Source organism: Paenibacillus sp. CF384, assembly GCF_900106745.1.
GTDB lineage: Bacteria > Bacillota > Bacilli > Paenibacillales > Paenibacillaceae > Paenibacillus_Z.
Genome location: NZ_FNNV01000021.1, coordinates 23,537 through 43,613, shown reverse-complemented (window position 1 = coordinate 43,613; position 20,077 = coordinate 23,537). Strand labels below are relative to the sequence as shown.

Below are 20,077 nucleotides of genomic sequence, written 5' to 3'. Positions count from 1 at the left end.
TCTATTCGTGTATAAATGGATTCTTCCACTCCATGAGTGCGGCATATCCGCAGGATTCTTCATCCTCCAGATAGTGCTGGGCAACGCCGACAGGCAGACGACCGCAGCGCAATAGAAACGAGATCACGGGATCATTGTACAAGCCCGAAGTAATTCCGGTTAAGTACTCTTCGGCAGATACGGATTCCGAATACCGATGGTAGCCAGGCATCCGACCGCCGCCAAGCAGTCTCTTCAACCGGAGATGAATGACGACCTCGTACATGCTTTGCATGAGCCATTTACCGATACCGGCTTTACGCATTTCCGGAATGACGCACAAATCAACCACATAGAGCGTGCTGCCATCCGGGTCGTGATTGCGAATGTAGCCGCTGTCCGTGACAGCCTCCCAGGTATGTACGCCCTCCAGCAGCTTCTCGCTTACAAGAAGTGCCGTCATAGAGCCGATCAATCTGCCATCCATTTCCGCACACAGCGCACCTTCCGGAAACCTGGTGATGTGCTCCCGGAGCTGCGTCTCGTTCCACCATAGCTCCGAAGGAAACGGAGGCGGAAAGGATTCGCGCTGTATCGCGATCATCCCCTCGATATCGGAAAACTTGTAATTACGAATTACAATTTCGATCGGTTTGCCCAAGTGATAAACAATCAACTGCTTATGCATCTCTCACCCTCCCCTACTCCGGCGGATAGATCACGCACGATTAAGACCAATCACAATATAAATCCGTGCGGCGATCTCGCCAAGTCGTAACCGAACCGGCAGCGCGCACATCATGAAGCAGCTGAACGTTGAGGTCCGCAACGACGAGCATATCGTCATTAATGATACCTTCTGTCATGATACCGGCAGGAGGGAATGGAATGTCGTTTGGCGAGATGACTGCAGCTTGACCATAATTAGCTCTCATAAAATCAACCTTGCGCAGTGACCCTACCGTACCTGTCGTCACGATATATACCTGGTTCTCCACTGCCCTTGCATGGCAGCAGTAGCGTACCCGGTAGAATCCATGACGATCATCGGTGCAGGAAGGACAGAAAATAATGTCCGCCCCTTTCGCCCTGGCCATGCGGACCACTTCCGGGAACTCGATATCGTAACAAGTAAGCATCGCGATTGTGCCATGCTCTGTATCAAATACACGCAAGTCTTCGCCATGGGACATATTCCATTCCTCGCGTTCGGTCGGCGTCATATGAAGCTTCGCCTGCCGCTCCACGCGGCCGCTCGGGTAGAACAGATGCGCGGCATTGTTCAGCTTGCCGCCTCCGGCATCGATGACATGCGTGCCGCCAACGATGTGCACTTGATATTCAGCTGCAAGCGACTTAAACAAATCGACGTATTGTTCCGTAAAGTCAGGCAGTCGTTCAATCGACAACGGTCGTCCCTCATCGTCTCCGATCGAGAGCAATTGTGTCGTGAAAAACTCCGGAAACAGAATAAATTGAACCCCATATTCAGACGCATTCCGAACATAGTGCCGAACTTGATCGGCAAACTGTTCGAAGCGCTCGATGTCCGCCAGCTTGTACTGGACGGCACAGACACGCAAACTCCTCATCGTTCTCCCCGCCTTTGTTAGCTTATGAATATTTATTTGCGCAATGGCAGCGCAATCGAGATGGTCGTACCTTGTTCAGGCTTGCTGAATACATCGATTTGACCTTCATGCAAATCCACGATCCGCTTGGCGATGGACAATCCAAGTCCGGCACCGCCGGTTGATCGGCTTCTGGCGCTGTCTACGCGGTAGAAGCGCTCGAACAAATGAGGAATTTCGTCCTCGGGAATGCCCATTCCTTTGTCCGAGACCGATATCCGGATGACGCCTTTGTTAGCGCCAAGGGTCACATCGATTGGATCTTTGCTGTATTTGATTGCGTTGTCAATGAGAATGACAAGCAGCTGCCTGATTTTGTCCTTATCTCCGATCATCCGAACGTCTTGTTTGCCTGTATGTACGCGAATCATGCGCTGGAAGGTGATATGAAGCATATCCGCGGTTTCATCCGTCAGCTGCACGAGATTGAAGTTCTCCAGATTGAGCCAATCTTCTTGCTCGGCTTGCGCAAGCTGAAGCATCGATTTGGTCAAATTCTGCAATCGCTGCGATTCCTTGCTAATGGCTTCAATGGCCTCATCACGGATGTTGACGTCATCTCTTCCCCATCTTTTCAACATGCCTGCATAGCTGGTAATAACCGTTACCGGTGTTCGAAGCTCATGCGACGCATCGGCGACGAATTGCTTCTGCCGCTCGAATGTGCGATCCAGCCTGTCGATCATCTGATTAAAGGCGCGCGCAAGCTGAAGCAACTCAGCAGATTGGTCGCGCTGGGCAAGCTCAATCTGTCGCAGCTTCCCGCTGCGGTCAATCTCCCTCATCGTCTGCACCATGTGTTGAATCGGTGACGTTAATCGCGAAGTAAACCAATAGGTGCCGAAGATCGCGAACAAGATCGCCCCGATGCTGGTGATGGTCAGCGCAATGACCAGAACCTGTAAGTAGCTGTCGAGCAGCGTCAGCTTACGGTAGAGCTCTAACGTACCTATCACTTGACCGTCATGAAAGAGCGGTACCTTCATATACAGCACGCGTCGACCTTCAAGGAAGAACATCCCCGTATCATGTTGACCCGAGAATTCCGACTTCAACGCAAGCAGCTCGGAGTCCGAGCCTTGTGAGTTCACCGTTCTGCCGCTTCGATCTACAATACGAATAAGCTCGCTGATGTTATAGAAATCCCGCAGCAGCTCGCCGTTGGACAGCTGCGAGGGGTCAACGATTCGGGGATCCTCAAGCAGGATATTCACTTTATTCGTCAGCAGTTGATCCTCGCTGCGAATCGTGATTTTTATCACAAATAAATAAACGAAAATGTTAAAGAGGATCAATATGAAAATAAGCCAAAAAATCGTGAAAAACGTAAATCGTCTGCGCAGCGTCATGCATCCGGCTCCTTGAGCATATAGCCTACGCCGCGAACCGTGTGGATGAGTTTATGCCGGTACCCTTTATCGATTTTCTGGCGCAAATAACGGATGTATACATCCACCAAATTCGTTTCGCCGATGAAATCGTAGCCCCATACCTCGGACAAAATATCTTCTCGTGACTTCTCTTCATTGCGATGCTCGGCCAAATAAACAAGCAGCTCGAATTCACGCGGAGTGAGCTCAATCGCGAGATCCTTACGGAATACTTTGCGCGTGCGCAGCTCAATCGAGAGATCGGCTGCTTTAAGCACATCCGGACTCTCCGTCTCCTTCGGCTGCTGCTGGAAGATACGGAGCAAATTGCGAACGCGCGCCAGCAGTTCTTCCATCGCGAACGGTTTGGTAATATAGTCATTGGCGCCATGCTCGAAACCGCTTACCTTGTCCGGGATCGTATCACGTGCCGTTAATAGAATAATCGGGATTTGATTGCCGGACTGCCGGAGTCTGCGCAGCACTTCAATTCCGTTTAGCTCAGGGAGCATCACGTCGAGCAGGAGCATATCCCATTCGCCGTTGTTGACTTGTTCAAGTCCGCTCCTGCCGTCTGCGGCTCGACCGACCGAATAACCTTCATGCTCCAGCTCAAGCTGAAGAACCCGTGCAATGCCGTCTTCATCTTCGATAACAAGAATGCGTTCATTCATTCTCGCTGTACACCCACTTTGTTATAGACTTAATCAGGACTAGCCCGTTCCCACTATCATAAAGAAGCAAATGCGCCATTGCAAGCAGCAAAGCCGCCAAACCTAACGCTTGGCGGCCTTGCTCTCTACGCTTCTAGTTCATGGCATGCTGCAGCGCCCATTGTTCAACATCCCATACCTTCGTGACCCAATCCTCGTAGAAATCAGGTTCGTGGGAAACCAGGATAATGGTTCCTTTGTAGGACGCGAGCGCACGTTTTAGTTCTGCTTTCGCATGGATATCCAGATGGTTGGTCGGCTCATCGAACGCGACCCAGTTGCTCTCGCGCATAAGCAGCTTACATAGACGAACCTTCGCCTGTTCGCCGCCGCTCAGCTGGTTCAGCGCGCGCGTGATATGCTCGTTCTTCAAGCCGCAGCGCGCCAGAGCCGCTCGTACTTCATGCTGATTCATGCTGGAGAACTCGTTCCACACATCATCCAGCGGCGTTAAATTCGGTGCTTTCACCTCTTGCTCGAAATAAGCAGGGAATAGGTAGTCACCGCGGTAGATCGTGCCGTCAAGCGCATCGATTTTGCCTAGAATCGTCTTCAGCAGGGTCGATTTACCTACGCCGTTACTACCGACAATCGCAATCTTATCTCCCCGCTCCACAAGCATATTCATTGGCGGAATCAGCGGTTTTCCGTATCCGATTGTAAGCCCTGTAGCCTCGAAGACAGTCTTGCCGCTTGCTCGCGCTTCTTTGAATACGAAGGTCGGCTTAGCAGCTTCCTCCGGTTTCTCAATTCGGTCAATCTTATCAAGCTGCTTCTCACGGCTCTTCGCCCGGCCGCTGGTCGAAGCACGCGCTTTATTCTTCTGAATAAATTCTTCCTGCTTCTTGATATATTCCTTCTGTTTCTCATACGCATCGATATGCTGCGCTTTGTTCATGTCCGCCATTGTTAAGAACTTCTCGTAATTCGCCGCATAACGCGTGAGCTTCGTGAACTCCAAATGATAAATGACATTTACGACTTCGTTCATAAAGCCCGTATCATGCGAAATAAGAATAAAGGCATAGGGATAGTTCTTCAAGTAGTGAGACAACCATGTAATATGCTCTTCATCCAAGTAGTTCGTCGGCTCATCGAGCAGCAGTACCATCGGTTTCTCGAGCAGCAGCTTAGCCAGCAGTACCTTCGTACGCTGTCCACCGCTTAGCGATGCGACATCACGATCAAGACCAATGGCACTGAGTCCGAGACCGTTCGCCATCTCGTCGACCTTCACATCCAACAGATAGAAGTCTCCAATTTCAAGCTCCTCTTGAATTTCGCCCATACGAACGAGCAGTACTTCAAGCTGATCGGAATCGGCATCTGCCATTTGGCCGGCGATCTCATTGAGCTCCCGCTCCAGCTCCAGCAAAGGATGAAACGCATCTTTCAGCACATCACGGATCGTCTTGCCAGGTAAAAGCTTCGTATGCTGATCCAAATAGCCATATCTGACGCGAGGGGTCCATTCTACTTTACCCTCGTCTTTTAATAATTTGCCTGTCAAAATATTCATCATCGTCGACTTACCCGTACCGTTCGCGCCAACTAGTCCGACACGTTCGCCGGCGAGCAGCCGAAACGATACATTTTTGAATAAAGTGCGGTCACCGAAGCTATGGGATAATTCCTCTATCGTCAATAAACTCATGATCAAGCTCGCTTTCCAATCATAATTAAGCGCCTTAATTCCGACGCTCGCAACTCATTGTATCACAGGATGTGATGGAATGTGCCGAGAGAGCGGAACTATTTCTTGCAAAATAGGCTGAAAGGCGCGTTCCAGAAGGCTTAGCCAATTTTTGTGGGAAGTTGCCCACTTGCCTGACCATAGAAGTTCGGCCAACTGATCTGCCGGAAGCATCGGCACGGAACAAGCAGGTTTCTCAGGAATAGCAGCCAACCATTCACTCCGATTGCGAAATGTCATGTCTTTGTTTGCGACCCAATAGGTCCTAAGCCCAGCCTTCGAGCGTTCGAAACAAATACGTTCGGCCTCTTGCAACCGCTGCGGTGTCCATTTGAATGGAGACGGATCAACAACGAATAGCAATGCATCGCTTTGCGTCAATTCCAGCGTTAATTCAGAGGCGTTGGTCCATTTGCTGGAAATATCGGTCAGAATGACAGAAGAGTTCGTTGATTCTGATAGCAGCCGGTATTTAAGTGTAGGTTCCGCATCTGCAGCGTAGCGGCTGTCAGGCTCCAATGCATGCCATTTCGTATGCTGAGATGGTGAATGGAAGGATCGATATTTGCTAAGCCACGCTTGCTGGGATTTCGACTGAAGCCGCTTTTGTACTTCCGGCGTGTACAATAAAGCATGCCATTCAGGTTCAACCACCGGATGTTCGATCGCTGTACATAAGATGCCTCGCTGCTCGAGTAAATGTGCCAGCGTAATGGTTGTGAAGGTCGCACCTGCGCCTGGTGACAGCGAAGCTACCATGATTGTTCGTCGTCGATTTGACGGAATAGGAACCGTTGGACCACTGATGTGATGCGATGCGGCGGGCTCATTACCCAAACAAGCTTCAAGGGCATGCTTGGCTTCCATCATGGAGCTATATCTGCATACCGGATTTGGATCGAGCATGCGGTATATCACTTCAGTCAACTTGATGGGCAAATCATGCGGTAATGTATGGAGCCGCCGTGGAGCAGGTCCCTCCTTTGTTATGTAGCGATTGCCTCCGCTAAGCATGTAGTATAGCAAGGCTCCTAAGCCAAATACATCCGTCCTCGCGTCACTCTGGTACTCTCCTTCCTGCTCTGGGGCTGCGAATCCCGGCGTTCCCAGCATAACCGTATCCTGTGCTTTACCCCGCTTATATTCTCTGGCAATGCCAAAGTCGATCAACCGCACAAAACCGCCGCGATCGATCATCACATTCGTCGGCTTCAAGTCTCGATGAATAATCGGTGGATGCTGGCTGTGCAGATAATGCAGTGCCTCGCACAGCTGACTTCCGATTTCAAGAATATCAGTGAAACGAATATCGCCGCCGCGAGATGCCAGATAAGCTTGAAGTGTGTTTCCATCGATGTAATCCATGACCACAACTTCACAATCCAACTCCTCGACCCGTGGAAAATAATCCACGATTAAAGGCAAATGGGGATGGTTCAAACGCATCAGAAGTTCCGCCTCTTCTGCCCCTTTTACACCTCCGAGCTTATGGATTGAAGCGACCTTAAGTGCACGGAGCTTCCCATGCAATCGAAGATCCTCTGCCGCGTACACCTCACCCATACCGCCTCTGCCAATTAATCCGACAATGCGATAGCGACCTCCAATCATAATGCCATCCTTAAGCAAATCCTGATTTTCATTAGCTGTGCTCATCCGCTACCCTCCCAAAATGCAAAAAAGCATCCCGAATGCACAGACATCGTCTGCTCATTCGGGATGCTTTCCCGACTACATCTTATCTTCTACCGTTTCACTAAGTATAACGTAATTTCATCCCGATTGTGGAACAATTGCTTCGCTTTCTTCAGCTCAAATGCCGTCTCCAGCTTCGCGATTACGTCTCGAATCGTCTGCAGCGGCTTCTTATGCATCAGCTTAATCGTGATGATCGCAGTTGCTCCATCTGTCAGCGCATCGGTTTTCTCTAATACAAGCTTAGCCATCTGCATCGGGCTCCAGCTCATATCACAGACGAGCAAGTCGAACGTATTCGGCGGAAAGTTAACGTCCGACGCATTCTTCTTCATCTTCGTTAGACGCGGGTATGCGGACAACGTTGGATGCAGCTCTGCAGGGTCGATCGCCGTCACGCGCAGACCGCGCTCCAGCAGCAGATGTGTCCATCCGCCGGGCGCAGCGCCGATATCAAGCGCTTCACGAAACGTTTCAAAGTAGACCTTGAAAGCCCGTTCCGCCTCCAGCAGCTTGAACTTCGCACGCGAAATCTGACCTTCCTCACGCTGAAACCGGACTGCGCCGCCCGGCCAATCCGACAACTGCTCGGCTGGAGTCCCCCACCCTACATACAGCTCTTCGGATGCTGCGAAGATGGAGAAAATTTGATCCGGCGACTGCATGGTCGTTTCTCCGCCTAACTCCATAATCACTGCATCTAACACGGCCTTTGTATCGGCAGCAGAGTAAATGAATGGCGTTCCATCCATCCGTCTCAGATGAATAGCCGTTGTCCCTTCCTCACAGCGTATTCTTGCGCTGCGCATCAGCTCCGAGAGTGCCTGCAAATCATCGGCATTGCCATGTATCGGCAATGCGCGGTCAATCGGCTGTATATGTCTTAAGAAGATCGGTTCATTCGTCTGGATGAGATCAAGCATCTCTTCTTTGCTTAACGGAACCTCCATCTTGAATACTTCGCCTGCGATAAGCTGCGTAAATTTAATGCCGTTTATTTGCCTACGAAGCTCTTCCATTGCAAGCGACGCAAAACCATGATTAGCTGTTCCAATCCAATGACTCACTACTGTTTGCCTCCTGATAATGCTCGAATCCATGGCCGGTCATCGGCCCATTCTACTTCAACCGGCCAGTCGTACGCACGGCTTAGCCATTCCGGACTAAGCACTTCCTTCTTCGGACCCGCAGCTACGATGCGTCCGTCCTGCACTAATGCCACATGAGTAAATAGCGGTATGATTTCTTCCATATGATGTGTCACGTACACCACGGTAATGTCACGCTCAGCCAGTCTGTTCAAATCAATCAGCAGCTTCTCACGCTCGTACAAATCTAAACCTGCACAGGGCTCGTCCATAATAAGCAGCTTCGGATTGGACATCAGCGCACGCGCGAGAAGCACCTTCTTCCGCTCGCCTTGAGAGAGCGTTGCCAATGTTTGATCGGCCGTATACAGCAAGCCCACTTCATCTAAGTGACGAAGCGCTTTCTGACGCACTTCTTCATCGATGGTCTGGTAGAAACGCAGAAACGCGTACTCCCCGGTCGCGATAACTTCCCAAACCGGATCTCGAAGCGTCAGTTTCTCCATAACCGCCTGGCTGATATAACCCACTTGCTTGCGAATCTCCCGCACATCGCACTCTCCGAAACGATTGCCGAGCACGTCAACCGTGCCGGAAGAAGGGAACTGGTAGCCGGTCATCATCTCCAGCAATGTTGTTTTTCCACAGCCGTTGCGGCCCAGAATAACCCAGTGTTCCCCTTTGTTGATTTGAAGATTAACGCCATCAAGGATTTGTCTTTCTTCACGGCGGAATGTGATATCTTGCATTGTAATCATGTTCACGGTTTTCCCTCCCAGAAGTTCACATGAAGTAGATATTCGCTACCTGCTCGCCGCAGGCATCGGACCATTATGGATTTGAATGTTTAGCGGTGCATGCTGGGTTAACAAGTGGACCATTTGCATTCTGCCTGCAAGACTGGACGTATGAAAATAGCAGGTGCGCGGAAAGCGTCCACTGGATACGATATATTCTGCAACGGCAAGCCCACTCGGCTGCCCCCAGCCAAGCTCAAAGTCGAGCGAGAGGATATCCACTTCCTCATGCTGCAGCAGAAGGATGCATTCGGCAGCCGTCTTCGCCAGAACGAACCCTTCCGGACATGGCCGATAATCGTCTAAATATACGTTAATCATGTTCCGCTCTCCCCTCCTAACCGCTGGACCAGCTCCATCTGTTCTCGGTGCGTACCATCTTCCCCGGATGGCGTTTCCAGCACGAATGGCACCTGCCTCAGCATCGGATGACGCAGCAGCCAGGCCAAGCCGGCCTCGCCAATATAACCCTCACCGATTCTCGCATGACGGTCTTTCTTATCCCCGCTTGGAAAGACGGAATCATTCAGATGAATGGCAATCAACTCAGAAATCACACCGAGCTCTTGCGCTTTGTCCATCCATGCAGCGTCAGGGCTTCCATCCCAAACGCCGCTGGCGAAGAGGTGACATGTATCTAGGCAGAATCCGATCTTGTGCGGGTCTACGCACAAGCTGCGAATTTGAGCCAGCTCTTCCATCGTAGTCCCCATGAAAGTATGATCACCGGCTTGATTCTCTATGAGAAGCTTCGCTTTACCGGCCCATTGAGAGGTAACCGTACTTAACGTAACAACTGCATTGCGGTAGCCCTCAAGTGGATCCGGCCCTTTATAGACGCCAAAATGCACCACGACCCCCAAGGAACCGCAAGCTTCGGCAATAGCGAGATCATTCAGTAGAGATTCCACCGTTCTCGCGCGATGCTCTGCATCTTCTGATGCAATATTCGTCAGGTAAGGGGAATGTGCAATGGAAACAATCCCGTGCGCCTCACAGAAGACTGCACACTGCTTCGCTTCTCTGTAATCGATGTCTTTAACGGAAAGACTTCGCGGATTTTTCGGAAAATATTGATAAGCGACAGCTCCAAGCGCTGCCGCTCGCCTTGACGCTTCCCTGTAACCGCCTTTGGTGGAAACATGAAATCCGGTCCGCATCCGCGACTACCTATCCTTCTGGCAAACCGGGCAATAGAACATCTTGCGGGAGTTGATTTCTTCTTGCACGATCGTTCCGCCGCAGTTTAAACAAGGTTCTCCGCCGCGGTCGTATACCAGGCAATGGTTGTTATAACCGCCGGTAACGGTGTCCTCATTCGTGAAGGGCATCTCCATATAACCGCCATGCGCTAATGCCGATTGCAGCACCTTGTGCATCGCGTTATAAATACGCTCCCACGTTTCCGGCTCCAGCGCAGATAGCTTCGCATCCGGGCGAACTCTCGCTTCGAAAGCAATCTCGTCTGCATAGCAATTGCCGATGCCTGCGATAACCCTCTGCTCGACAAGAGCTGTCTTCAGCGATCCTCTGCGTCCCTTGAAGCGCTCCTTGAATTTCTCCAGCGTCAGCCATTTGTCGAACGGCTCCGGTCCAAGATCGGCCAGACGAGCGATGGTTTCCTTCACCGTCAGCAGATGGATATAACCGAGGCGCAATCCGATAAAGCACAGCTCCCCTTGCGGGAAACCGATCATAACCTGCACAGTGCGATCCGTTCGCTGCTCTGGATCCATGCCCCGTGCTTCATAACGAATCATACCGCCCAGCATGAGATGCAGCAGCAGCCGCTTTCCGTTATCCAGGTGTAGAATCAACATTTTGCCGCGATGCTCCACGAACCAAACGGTTCTTCCGATCAGCTCCTGCTCGAAGGTTTCAACAGGAACGTTAATCGATTTCTGACGCGTAACCTGCACATTCATAATGGGCTGACCGGAGATTCGCTCCGCCAGCATCTTGCGATAATGTTCCATTTCCGGCCATTCCGGCATCGTGCTTCTTCCTTCCTAACGGCTCTGCTGCCCACTTGCCAGCTGATCGCCTATAAACTGCTGCAATGTATGTAAATTATCAATAATGACCGTTGGTTCACAGCCGGCTGCCGCAAGCAGTTCTTTATAATTGTCGCCAGTTGCGAGCCCGGTTAAAACAAGGATCGACGGACAATCTACGGCTTGCGCCGCTGCGATATCCGTTGCAGGATTATCACCGATCATCCATGTCTCGGAGGCTTGTAGTCCCAGACGGTTCAGCGCAAAGTCCATTAAGATCGCCGATGGTTTTCCTATAACGATAGGTTCGACACCGGAAGCTGCCCGAAGCATCGCACCAATCGACCCCGCTCCCGGCACTAAGCCATGTTCAGCGGGCACCAGCAAATCCGGATTCGTCAAAATATAGGTTGCCCCGCTGCGGATATACGTGACCGCTTTGGCCACTTTATCGTAGGTAAGCTGCTTATCAATGCCTTGCACGACGATATCCGGCTCATCTTCTACCAATTGTAGGCCGGCATCCTGCAGAGCTGTTCGTAGTCCATGCTCGCCAATGACATGTACTCTTGCACCCGGTTGACGCTCCGCTATATAGGCCGCAGCACCTTGCGCCGAAGTACATACTTCAGATGGATTCGTCTGGATTCCCATTGCGCTGAGCCGACCGGCGAAAGCTTCCGGAGTAGCGGAAGAATTGTTCGTTACGAATAAGAATTGAATGTCTAGCCGGCGCAGCTGCGCAATGAGCGCATCTGCTCCCGGAATCATAATGCCGCCATGATACATCGTTCCGTCCAAATCAATGAGCAGACCGCGCAGCGAATTGACGCTCATGAATGTCCACTCCCTCTACGTTGCTTCTGATATTCGGTTTATCTTCAGGCGTAAACGGTCAATCCGTTTACGCAGCACATCGAGCTCCGTTCGCCGATTCCCCTTCAGCCGCACACCTGTAAGACGCCGCTGTGCGATTGCAAATGCAGTTTCAGCTAACTCAAGCGCTTCAGCCAATTGCTTCGTCTTGTGCTCATAATACATCGCAAGCTCAATATGAGCTTCATAATCCGGCCAAGCAGCATGCGCTGCTTCATCTATAGCCTTCTGCCACAATACCACAGCACGCTGCCAATTTCCACATTTCTTGTCTCGTTCCGCCAGTAAACACAAGCCTTTGATCGTTGGACGAGGATGCTCGGCTGCAGCTGCATACAGCGGTTCAGCCAGGACTGATTTCCCCATTTTCTCCAGCCACAGCCCCGTACGCAGCAGTTCCTCCGCTTCCTCCGGCATCTGAACCGTACCTGTCCCAATTCTTCCGCCAAGCAAGTGGCCGAACCGGATTGCGAGCGCAGCCAGAGAGAGCATATCGATTTCATTGTGTTGAAATACGCCCAGCAGCGGCTCAGGTTTTCTGTCGGCTAAATATTGAAAATAGATAGCCGGTGCGAGTGAACCCGGTACATCGTCATGTCTGGTAATGCCAAGGCGTTCTTCCTCCACATGGCTTAACCGACAAGATACCAGCGTGTTCCGCCAGACAGCCCGGGAAGGATGCAGTAAATCGATATGGATCGGCTCCCATTTGAAATCGCGGAAGCCGTTTAGTATAAACCGATTGAATAAGACAGGCCAATCGAAAGTCCGACCATTGTAGGTTACTAAGTGAGTAAAGCTAGGCAGCAGGTTACACAGATATCCGATCATCGCCCGTTCCTCCGCCGGATGACGGATAAGCATTTGCTCGACAATGAACACATCATCCTGCAAATAAGCAAGCCCTACCATGAAAGGGACATTGCCCGCGCCGACTCCGAGTCCGGTGGTTTCTAAATCAAGAAACAACAGATTCGTATAGCCGAGATCGACGGAATCGGGTTTGCGAAAAGCATCGAGATTGATCTGAGCTTCGGAGAGCTCGATCAGCTCATGTATACCGTGCTTATGCGTCAGCGGATAACGGCTTTCCCGTACAAGAAATGCGCCTTCCGTCGATTGCACGATGCGCACACCGAGCTCTTCCCACTCCGAAGATAACGTGTCATCATCAGAGGCTTTCGATAAAACAGAACCTACAGCTGCAGCATGAGCTTGCTCATCGCCGTGTATGACCGCTCCTTCTTCACCTTCAGCATGAATAGACGTCTCTACCGAAGTAACCATGCCGGCTAGTCGTTCCTCTTGAGCAACTTGCGCGTTCTTCAATCGCAGCAGTCGATCCCTTAACCCGCTCATAATCCCTCCAAGATGAACAGCGATTTGTTCTTCGCATTCATGCCTACGATTTCCGAGCCGATACAGGAAGGACAGCCTGCTTCGCAAGGGCATTTCTGAATGAGATTTTTCGCTGCTGCTTTGATATCATCGAATCGTTTATATACGTCTTCCGCTAACCCTATCCCGCCGGGGTAATGGTCATAGATGAATATGGTCGGCAGCTGCGAATGTTCAGCCCTGATCTGTGAAACGACATGGATATCGCTTCGATCGCACATGACATGAACCGGCACGATATGGCGAATGACATTGGATATGCCCATGAGCAGCTGTTCCAGCGTTTTGGTTTCGATCGAAGGGTCAACCTCGTTGATTTCTACCCAGGTCGCGCTCGTATGCAATTCTTCTTCCGGAAGCTTGATTGGGCCGTAACCGATATTCTCGAAACTCGATAAACGGATTTTTTTGTACATCGTAGCCATGACATTCACGGCAGCGTCGCCGTAATGAATGGATGACATCTGTCTTCTCTTCGATAAATCGATCGATAATACCTTTAATTTAACCGCCAGATTAGCGTCCGTATAATACTCTACGTCGACTTCCCGTACATAGGCCTTCTTATGCTCCCAATCCAGCTTCTCAACTTGGAACTGAACGCCTTCATGCAAATAAATCGCTTCATCATGCAAGAGGGTCATCGCGCTGAATCGGTCCATCTCGCCAATGATTTTAACATTTCCTCGTTCGGATTGGTCGATAATGACTACATTTTCTTGCGCTGCGGAGCGCAAGCTCACTTCATGGGCAGGGAAAGACTGATTCGCCCAGTAGAATGCCCCTCCGGCTTGGGTAAGGACTCTTTCTTCAACTAAATATTCCAGGATATCTGAAATTTCCAGCGGGCCGAATTCTTCTCCCAATTTGAGTGGAAGTTCATAGGCCGCGCATCGCAAATGGTCAACCAGAATCAATAGATTCTCCGGGTTAATGCGTGCCGATTCCGGGGATCGCTCAAAGAAGTAATCCGGATTCTGCACGATATATTGGTCAATTGGCGTATTGCTGGCTACCATCACGACCAAAGCCTCGCCGTGACGTCTGCCCGCCCGACCTGCCTGCTGCCAAGTGCTTGCGACGCTTCCGGGATAGCCTGACATAATGCATACCTGCAGCTGCCCGATATCCACGCCAAGCTCAAGCGCATTCGTGCTCACGACGCCAACGATTTCACCATTTCTTAACCCTCGTTCAATTTCACGGCGCTGATTGGGCAAGTAGCCTCCGCGATAGCCTCGAATGGATTTGCCGCCTAGTTCGTTCTTCACTAGTTCCTGTAAATGACTCAGAATGAGTTCTACTCGGACTCGGCTGCGCGCAAACACGATTGTCTGGACTTTATTGGCCAGAAATTGTTTAGCTAATTGGTTAACCTCTACGGTTGCACTTTTGCGAAGATTTAAAGGCTTATTGATGATAGGAGGATTATAGAACACAAAATGTTTTCTTCCCCTCGGGGCGCCGTTATCGTCAACCAATCGCATGGGTTGACCTGTAAGCTGTTCAGCCAGCTCCTTCGGGTTCGCAATCGTCGCCGACGTACAGATGAAGAGCGGGTCACTGCCATAAAACTTACAGATTCGCCGCAACCGGCGAATGACATTGGATACATGACTGCCGAAGACGCCTCGATAAGTATGCAATTCATCGATAACGATATATTTGAGATTGCTAAATAAGCTGATCCATTTCGTATGATGCGGAAGAATAGCGGAATGAAGCATATCCGGATTCGTAATGACAATATGACCGACGTTCTTAACAATTTGCCGAATTTCAGGAGAAGTGTCTCCGTCATAGGTAAAACTTTTGATGTCGATTCCCATTTCGGCGATGATCTCGTTCAATTCACTCTTCTGATCCTGCGCCAGCGCTTTGGTAGGGAACAAATATAACGCGCGGCTTGCATCGTCCTCGGCGATGGATTGCAAAACGGGGAGATTATAGCAAAGTGTCTTCCCCGATGCTGTCGGGGTTACTGCGACCATATTCTCGCCTTTGCGAATGGTTTCGTAGGCGGTGTACTGATGACTGTACAGGTCTTCGATTCCTCTTCTGGCTAATGCTCCTTTGATGCGTCCATCCACACTTTCGGGCATGGGTTTGGTTCTAGCTTCTATCGGTTCAACTTCGTGCCAGTTGATAACATTCTCGTTTGTTCGTAATTCCTGTATGAGATCAGATAAATTCTTCTTGCGCAGCATCATGATAACCCCCGTGATAGAACGACTGTTCCCCTCATTATAACCGCTCGGGTTAAAATATAAAAAGCCCTATTTTTAACAAACAATAGAAGCCGCCCTCTCGCAGCCTGCGATCGGACGGCTTCTGGGCGAACACCTAGTCGCCAAGGGCGGGCACTATGTGGAACGCTTCACTTGGAATTCTGCATAATCGTACGCCGCGTCAGTATGCGGGAAGATCGTCCGGGCATCCGCGACCAGCTCCGCTACGGCTTCATCGTCGAATCGCGAGCTGAAATGCGTGACCACCAGCCGCTTGACCCCTGCTGCAGCCGCAATTTCTGCAGCTTGCCGAATCGTGGAATGGCCGTAAGCAGCCGCTTTCTCCTCCATTCCGCCTGCGAAGGTCGCTTCATGCACGAGCAGATCGGCACCTTTGGCCAGTCGAATCGCATTATCGCATGGCGTTGTATCTCCAAGAATGGTGACAATCCGTCCGGGCAGCTGAGGACCTACGACATCTGCCGAGGAAACGGTACGACCATCCTCTAAGGTAATGGATTCACCGCGTTTGAGCTTGCCGTACAGCGGTCCCGGACGAACGCCTAACTCAGCAAGCCGCGCCAACTGAAGCTGCCCTTGCTGCGGACGCTCGGTGATGCGGTAACCGAAGCATGGCAGTCGATGCTCCAGCTCGGCTGCCTCAACTACGAAACGATCATCCGCCGCTACAACTCCTGCAGTGACCTCTATTACTTCGAGCTCATAACCAAGATGGACCCCGCTATGTTGGAAGATCACGTTCAAATATTCTCGCAACCCGGCTGGACCATAGATTTGAAGCTTACCTGCCCCTTCAAAATAGGTCCGACTGCTTAGTAAGCCAGGCAATCCATAGAGATGATCGCCATGCAAATGGGTGATAAAGATTCGTTCCAATTTATTCAGCTTCAATCCGCCGTGCAGCAGCCGATGCTGCGTGCCTTCGCCGGTATCGAACAGCCAGAACCCGCAATACGGTTCAGGAAGACAGAATGCAATGGAAGTCACATTGCGAGTTTTCGTTGGCCTTCCTGCGCTTGTACCGAGAAACGTGAGCTGCATGTGCATGCCCCCTCCAATCGCTATCTGCTATCTATAACAATACCCTCCAAAGCTGCAGCTTAACACTGCAAGTTTGGAGGGTACCTATGCTATCCGTTACGCTTTCTCTACGTTGAAATACTGCGCTTCCGGATGGGCGAATACCATCGCGGATACGGATGCTTCCGGCTCCATCATGAAACCTTCCGTCAATTGAACGCCGATATCCTCCGGATTCATCAGCTCGAATAGCGGCTGTTGGTCTTCCAGATTCGGACAAGCCGGATAACCGAACGAAACCCGAATACCTTGATAACGAGCGCCATGGCGCTGTTTCATCGTCATCTCAGGGTGATCCGGGAAACCCCAAGTATCGCGCATCAAATGATGGACGCGTTCGGCCATTGCTTCCGCAACTTCAAGTGCAACGGACTGCAAGGCATGGGAGCGCAAATAGTCTCCGTTGTCTTTCAGTTCAGTTGCTTTCTCTCTTACGCCTTCACCTGCTGTTACAACGAGGAAGCCGACGTAATCCATCACGCCGCTCTCCACCGATTTCAAGAAATCCGCCAAGCAGAGATACGGCTCAACTTGCTGGCGCGGGAACGTGAAACGTTTGATCTCGACACCGGGTTGACTCGGATCATAGATAATAATATCGTTGCCCCACGATTGTGCCGGGAAGAAGCGATACATGCCGTTAGCCTTCAGTAATCCTTTGGCAGCATCGGCAAGCAGTCCATCAACCGTTTCCTTCAAATTCACGGCTTTCTCATTGCCTTCGGCAAGCAATGTGTCCACGTTGCCCTTCAGACCGAGATGGTGACCAAGCAGCATCTGCATGTTCACATAAGGCACGACATGCGGAATCGGTACGTTGCGAAGAACATGTCGCTCCGTATCCGGCGGAATATAAACCGGCGCATCCTTGGACACATTCGACTTCACGGCGCGTGTCAGCTCAGGCAGAGGCTTCTTCTCTACTTCTTCCAAGTAGCCGGAAGCTTTCAGCGCAGCCATTTCTTCCTCATAGACGAGTCGGTGTTCTTTGTCCATGAGCTTATTAGCAATGTCCAGACCATCCATAGCATCCTTCGCATACAGCACTAAGCCGTCATACTCCGGTCCAATCCGATGCTTCGTAAATTTACGAGTGAGCGCCGCACCTCCGACCAGAATCGGAGCGTCAATGCCTGCACTGCGCAAATCCTGCGCGGTCAAGATCATTTGCTGCGCCGATTTCACGAGCAGACCCGAGAGACCAATTGCATCAACCGGCTCTTTGCGATAGGCTTCGATAATTTGTTCAGGCGGCACTTTAATGCCTAGGTTAATAATTTTGTAGCCATTGTTGGATAAGATGATTTCCACCAAGTTTTTACCGATATCATGGACGTCACCTTTAACGGTTGCCAGAATGATTTTACCTTTAACGGCTGATTCATTCTTTTCCATGAACGGCTCCAGATACGTAACGGAAGCTTTCATGACTTCGGCGCTCTGCAGCACCTCGGCTACGATCAGCTCATTTCCGTTGAACAAGCGACCGACTTCCTCCATCCCTCTCATTAACGCGCCATTGATGATTTCAAGCGGTGCATACTTCTTCAACGCTTCATCAAGATCCGGATAAAGTCCTTCCTTCGTACCTTCGACAACATAAGAAGCAAGACGCTCCTCCAGTGACAACGTGGAAATCTTCTCTTTCTTCACGACTTTCTTCTCACGGAAAGCTGCAACGAACGCTGCCAACGTCTCATCGTTCGTATTATAAATCAATTCTTCAGCAAGACGGCGCTCTTCTTCCGGAATGGATGCATACCGCTCCAGTTTCTCCGTATTCACGATTGCGTAATCAAGTCCGGCCTTCGTCGTGTGATACAGATAAACCGAGTTGAGCACTTCACGGCCCGCATCCGGCAAACCGAACGAGATGTTACTTAAGCCGAGAATCGTCTTCGCCTTCGGATACTTCGCTTTAATCATCTTAATGCCTTCAATGGTCTCCACTGCAGAACCGATGTACTGCGGATCGCCGGATCCAACAGGGAACATGTTCGGGTCAAAAATAATATCTTCCGGATTCATGCCATACTTCTCGGTAAGCAGCTCATAGGAACGAGTTGCCACTTCCATCTTCGCTTCGCGCGATACGGCTTGTCCACGCTCATCGATCAGAATACAAACAACCGCTGCCCCATAGCGATGTATGAGCGGGAGAATTTTCTCGAACTTGGATTCGCCATCCTCCAGGTTAATGGAGTTGATGATCGCTTTCCCTTGGGAATACTTCAAGCCGAGCTCAATGATATGATCATAGGTGGAATCGAGCATGAGCGGTACTTTAATCTTCTTTACAACTTCAGGCAGGAAATTATGAACGGCATGCGCTTCATCAATATCCGTATCCTGCAAGTTGATATCAATAACATGCGCGCCGCCCTTTACTTGAGCGCGGGCAATTTCGGACGCTTCATCATACTTCTCTTCTTTAATAAGGCGTTTAAATTTACGTGAGCCGGAAATATTCGTACGCTCACCGATCATTATTGGACGGTTATCTTCTTCAATATAAACCGTCTCGATACCGGAAACCGCCGGCGGATGCTCCCCTGGCTTCGTACGCGGTGCGTAATTTGCCAAGGTTTCAGCCATTGCGCGGATATGATCCGGCGTTGTTCCGCAGCAGCCGCCAGCGATATTAATCCAGCCATGCTCGGCAAAATCAGCGATTTTCCTCGCCAGCGATTCCGGCGATTCGTGATAATTCCCATTCTCATCCGGCAAGCCGGCATTCGGATAACAGCTGACTGCTGCATGCGAGATTGCCGAGAGCGAACGGATATGGTCACGCATAAACTCCGGTCCCGTCGCGCAGTTAAGCCCAATCGAGATGGGATTCATATGCTCAAGCGAGATATAGAAAGACTCGATATTTTGTCCGGCTAATGTCGTGCCCATCGGCTCGATTGTACCGGAAATCATGAGCGGAAGCGTAATACCTGTTTCTTCGAAAGCTTTATGAATGCCGATTGTGCCGGCTTTTACGTTCAAGGTATCTTGAGAGGTTTCCAGAAGCATGGCGTCGACGCCGCCTTCGATTAATGCGATGGCTTGCTCGTAATAGCTCTCGACCAGCTGATCAAACGTAACTCCGCCTGTTACCGACAGCGTCTTCGTAGTAGGTCCTAGTGCACCGGCTACATAACGCGGCTTGTCCGGCGTGGAGTATTTATCTGCAGCAGCACGCGCAAGCGATGCCGCAGCAAGATTGATCTCCCTTGCTTTCTCCGGAATATCATATTCAGCGAGAACGACGCTCGTCGCGCCGAACGTATTGGTTTCTAGAATGTCTGCACCAGCAGCTAAATAATCTTCATGGATGCCTTGAATAACATCGGGACGTGTCAATACGAGCATTTCATTACAGCCGTCCAGTTCCTCGCCGCCAAAATCCTCCGGCCCCAGATCCGCCTGTTGAATCATCGTACCCATAGCCCCGTCGAGGATGAGAATTCGTTGTGCGAGCATATCCTTCATTGTCGGTTTCGTCAAAAGATGCACTTCCCTTCCG

16 protein-coding genes are annotated in these 20,077 nt (G+C 50.7%); all 16 read right to left on the bottom strand.

Annotated elements, in window-relative coordinates:
• Nucleotide 1: 1 nt before the first annotated feature.
• Nucleotides 2-667, bottom strand: a complete 666-nt coding sequence (locus BLW29_RS26625; RefSeq protein ID WP_090985388.1) for a GNAT family N-acetyltransferase — start codon at nt 665-667, stop codon at nt 2-4.
• A 40-nt stretch (nt 668-707) separates the two neighbouring features.
• Nucleotides 708-1,571, bottom strand: a complete 864-nt coding sequence (locus BLW29_RS26620; protein ID WP_090985386.1) for a carbon-nitrogen hydrolase family protein — start codon at nt 1,569-1,571, stop codon at nt 708-710.
• A 32-nt stretch (nt 1,572-1,603) separates the two neighbouring features.
• Entirely contained in the window at nt 1,604-2,959 is a 1,356-nt protein-coding gene (locus BLW29_RS26615) for a HAMP domain-containing sensor histidine kinase (RefSeq protein ID WP_090985384.1), read from the bottom strand.
• The gene (locus tag BLW29_RS26610; protein WP_090985382.1) at nt 2,956-3,654 is read right to left on the bottom strand and encodes a response regulator transcription factor; all 699 of its coding nucleotides are present in this window, start codon (nt 3,652-3,654) and stop codon (nt 2,956-2,958) included. Before BLW29_RS26610 ends, BLW29_RS26615 begins: the two co-directional genes overlap by 4 nt.
• 133 nt (nt 3,655-3,787) lie before the next feature.
• Nucleotides 3,788-5,347 (bottom strand): ABC-F family ATP-binding cassette domain-containing protein, encoded by a 1,560-nt coding sequence (locus BLW29_RS26605; RefSeq protein WP_090985380.1) that lies wholly within the window; start codon nt 5,345-5,347, stop codon nt 3,788-3,790.
• A 54-nt stretch (nt 5,348-5,401) separates the two neighbouring features.
• Complete coding sequence (locus tag BLW29_RS26600) at nt 5,402-7,042, bottom strand: serine/threonine protein kinase (protein WP_090985379.1); 1,641 nt, start codon at nt 7,040-7,042, stop codon at nt 5,402-5,404.
• An 89-nt stretch (nt 7,043-7,131) separates the two neighbouring features.
• Complete coding sequence (locus BLW29_RS26595; RefSeq protein WP_256208955.1) at nt 7,132-8,148, bottom strand: SAM-dependent methyltransferase; 1,017 nt, start codon at nt 8,146-8,148, stop codon at nt 7,132-7,134.
• Complete coding sequence (locus BLW29_RS26590) at nt 8,148-8,927, bottom strand: ABC transporter ATP-binding protein (RefSeq protein ID WP_090985501.1); 780 nt, start codon at nt 8,925-8,927, stop codon at nt 8,148-8,150. Before BLW29_RS26590 ends, BLW29_RS26595 begins: the two co-directional genes overlap by 1 nt.
• Nucleotides 8,928-8,972: 45 nt before the next feature.
• Nucleotides 8,973-9,287, bottom strand: a complete 315-nt coding sequence (locus BLW29_RS26585) for a cyclic-phosphate processing receiver domain-containing protein (RefSeq protein ID WP_090985375.1) — start codon at nt 9,285-9,287, stop codon at nt 8,973-8,975.
• The gene (locus BLW29_RS26580) at nt 9,284-10,126 is read right to left on the bottom strand and encodes a deoxyribonuclease IV (RefSeq protein WP_090985373.1); all 843 of its coding nucleotides are present in this window, start codon (nt 10,124-10,126) and stop codon (nt 9,284-9,286) included. The genes BLW29_RS26585 and BLW29_RS26580 overlap by 4 nt, the downstream gene beginning before the upstream one ends.
• Nucleotides 10,127-10,132: 6 nt before the next feature.
• Nucleotides 10,133-10,960: an Fpg/Nei family DNA glycosylase gene (locus tag BLW29_RS26575; protein ID WP_090985371.1), complete on the bottom strand. Its 828-nt coding sequence runs from the start codon at nt 10,958-10,960 to the stop codon at nt 10,133-10,135.
• Nucleotides 10,961-10,975: 15 nt separating this feature from the next.
• Nucleotides 10,976-11,797, bottom strand: a complete 822-nt coding sequence (locus tag BLW29_RS26570; RefSeq protein WP_090985369.1) for a TIGR01457 family HAD-type hydrolase — start codon at nt 11,795-11,797, stop codon at nt 10,976-10,978.
• Nucleotides 11,798-11,812: 15 nt separating this feature from the next.
• On the bottom strand, nt 11,813-13,195 hold the full coding sequence (locus tag BLW29_RS26565) for a ribonuclease H-like domain-containing protein (protein ID WP_090985368.1): 1,383 nt from the start codon (nt 13,193-13,195) through the stop codon (nt 11,813-11,815).
• A complete protein-coding gene (locus BLW29_RS26560; RefSeq protein ID WP_090985499.1) occupies nt 13,192-15,438 on the bottom strand; it encodes a DEAD/DEAH box helicase in 2,247 nt (748 codons plus the stop codon). The genes BLW29_RS26565 and BLW29_RS26560 overlap by 4 nt, the downstream gene beginning before the upstream one ends.
• A gap of 159 nt (nt 15,439-15,597) precedes the next feature.
• A complete protein-coding gene (rnz, locus tag BLW29_RS26555; protein ID WP_090985367.1) occupies nt 15,598-16,524 on the bottom strand; it encodes a ribonuclease Z in 927 nt (308 codons plus the stop codon).
• Nucleotides 16,525-16,620: 96 nt separating this feature from the next.
• The gene (metH, locus tag BLW29_RS26550) at nt 16,621-20,043 is read right to left on the bottom strand and encodes a methionine synthase (RefSeq protein ID WP_371264798.1); all 3,423 of its coding nucleotides are present in this window, start codon (nt 20,041-20,043) and stop codon (nt 16,621-16,623) included.
• Between the last annotated feature and the right edge of the window lie 34 nt (nt 20,044-20,077).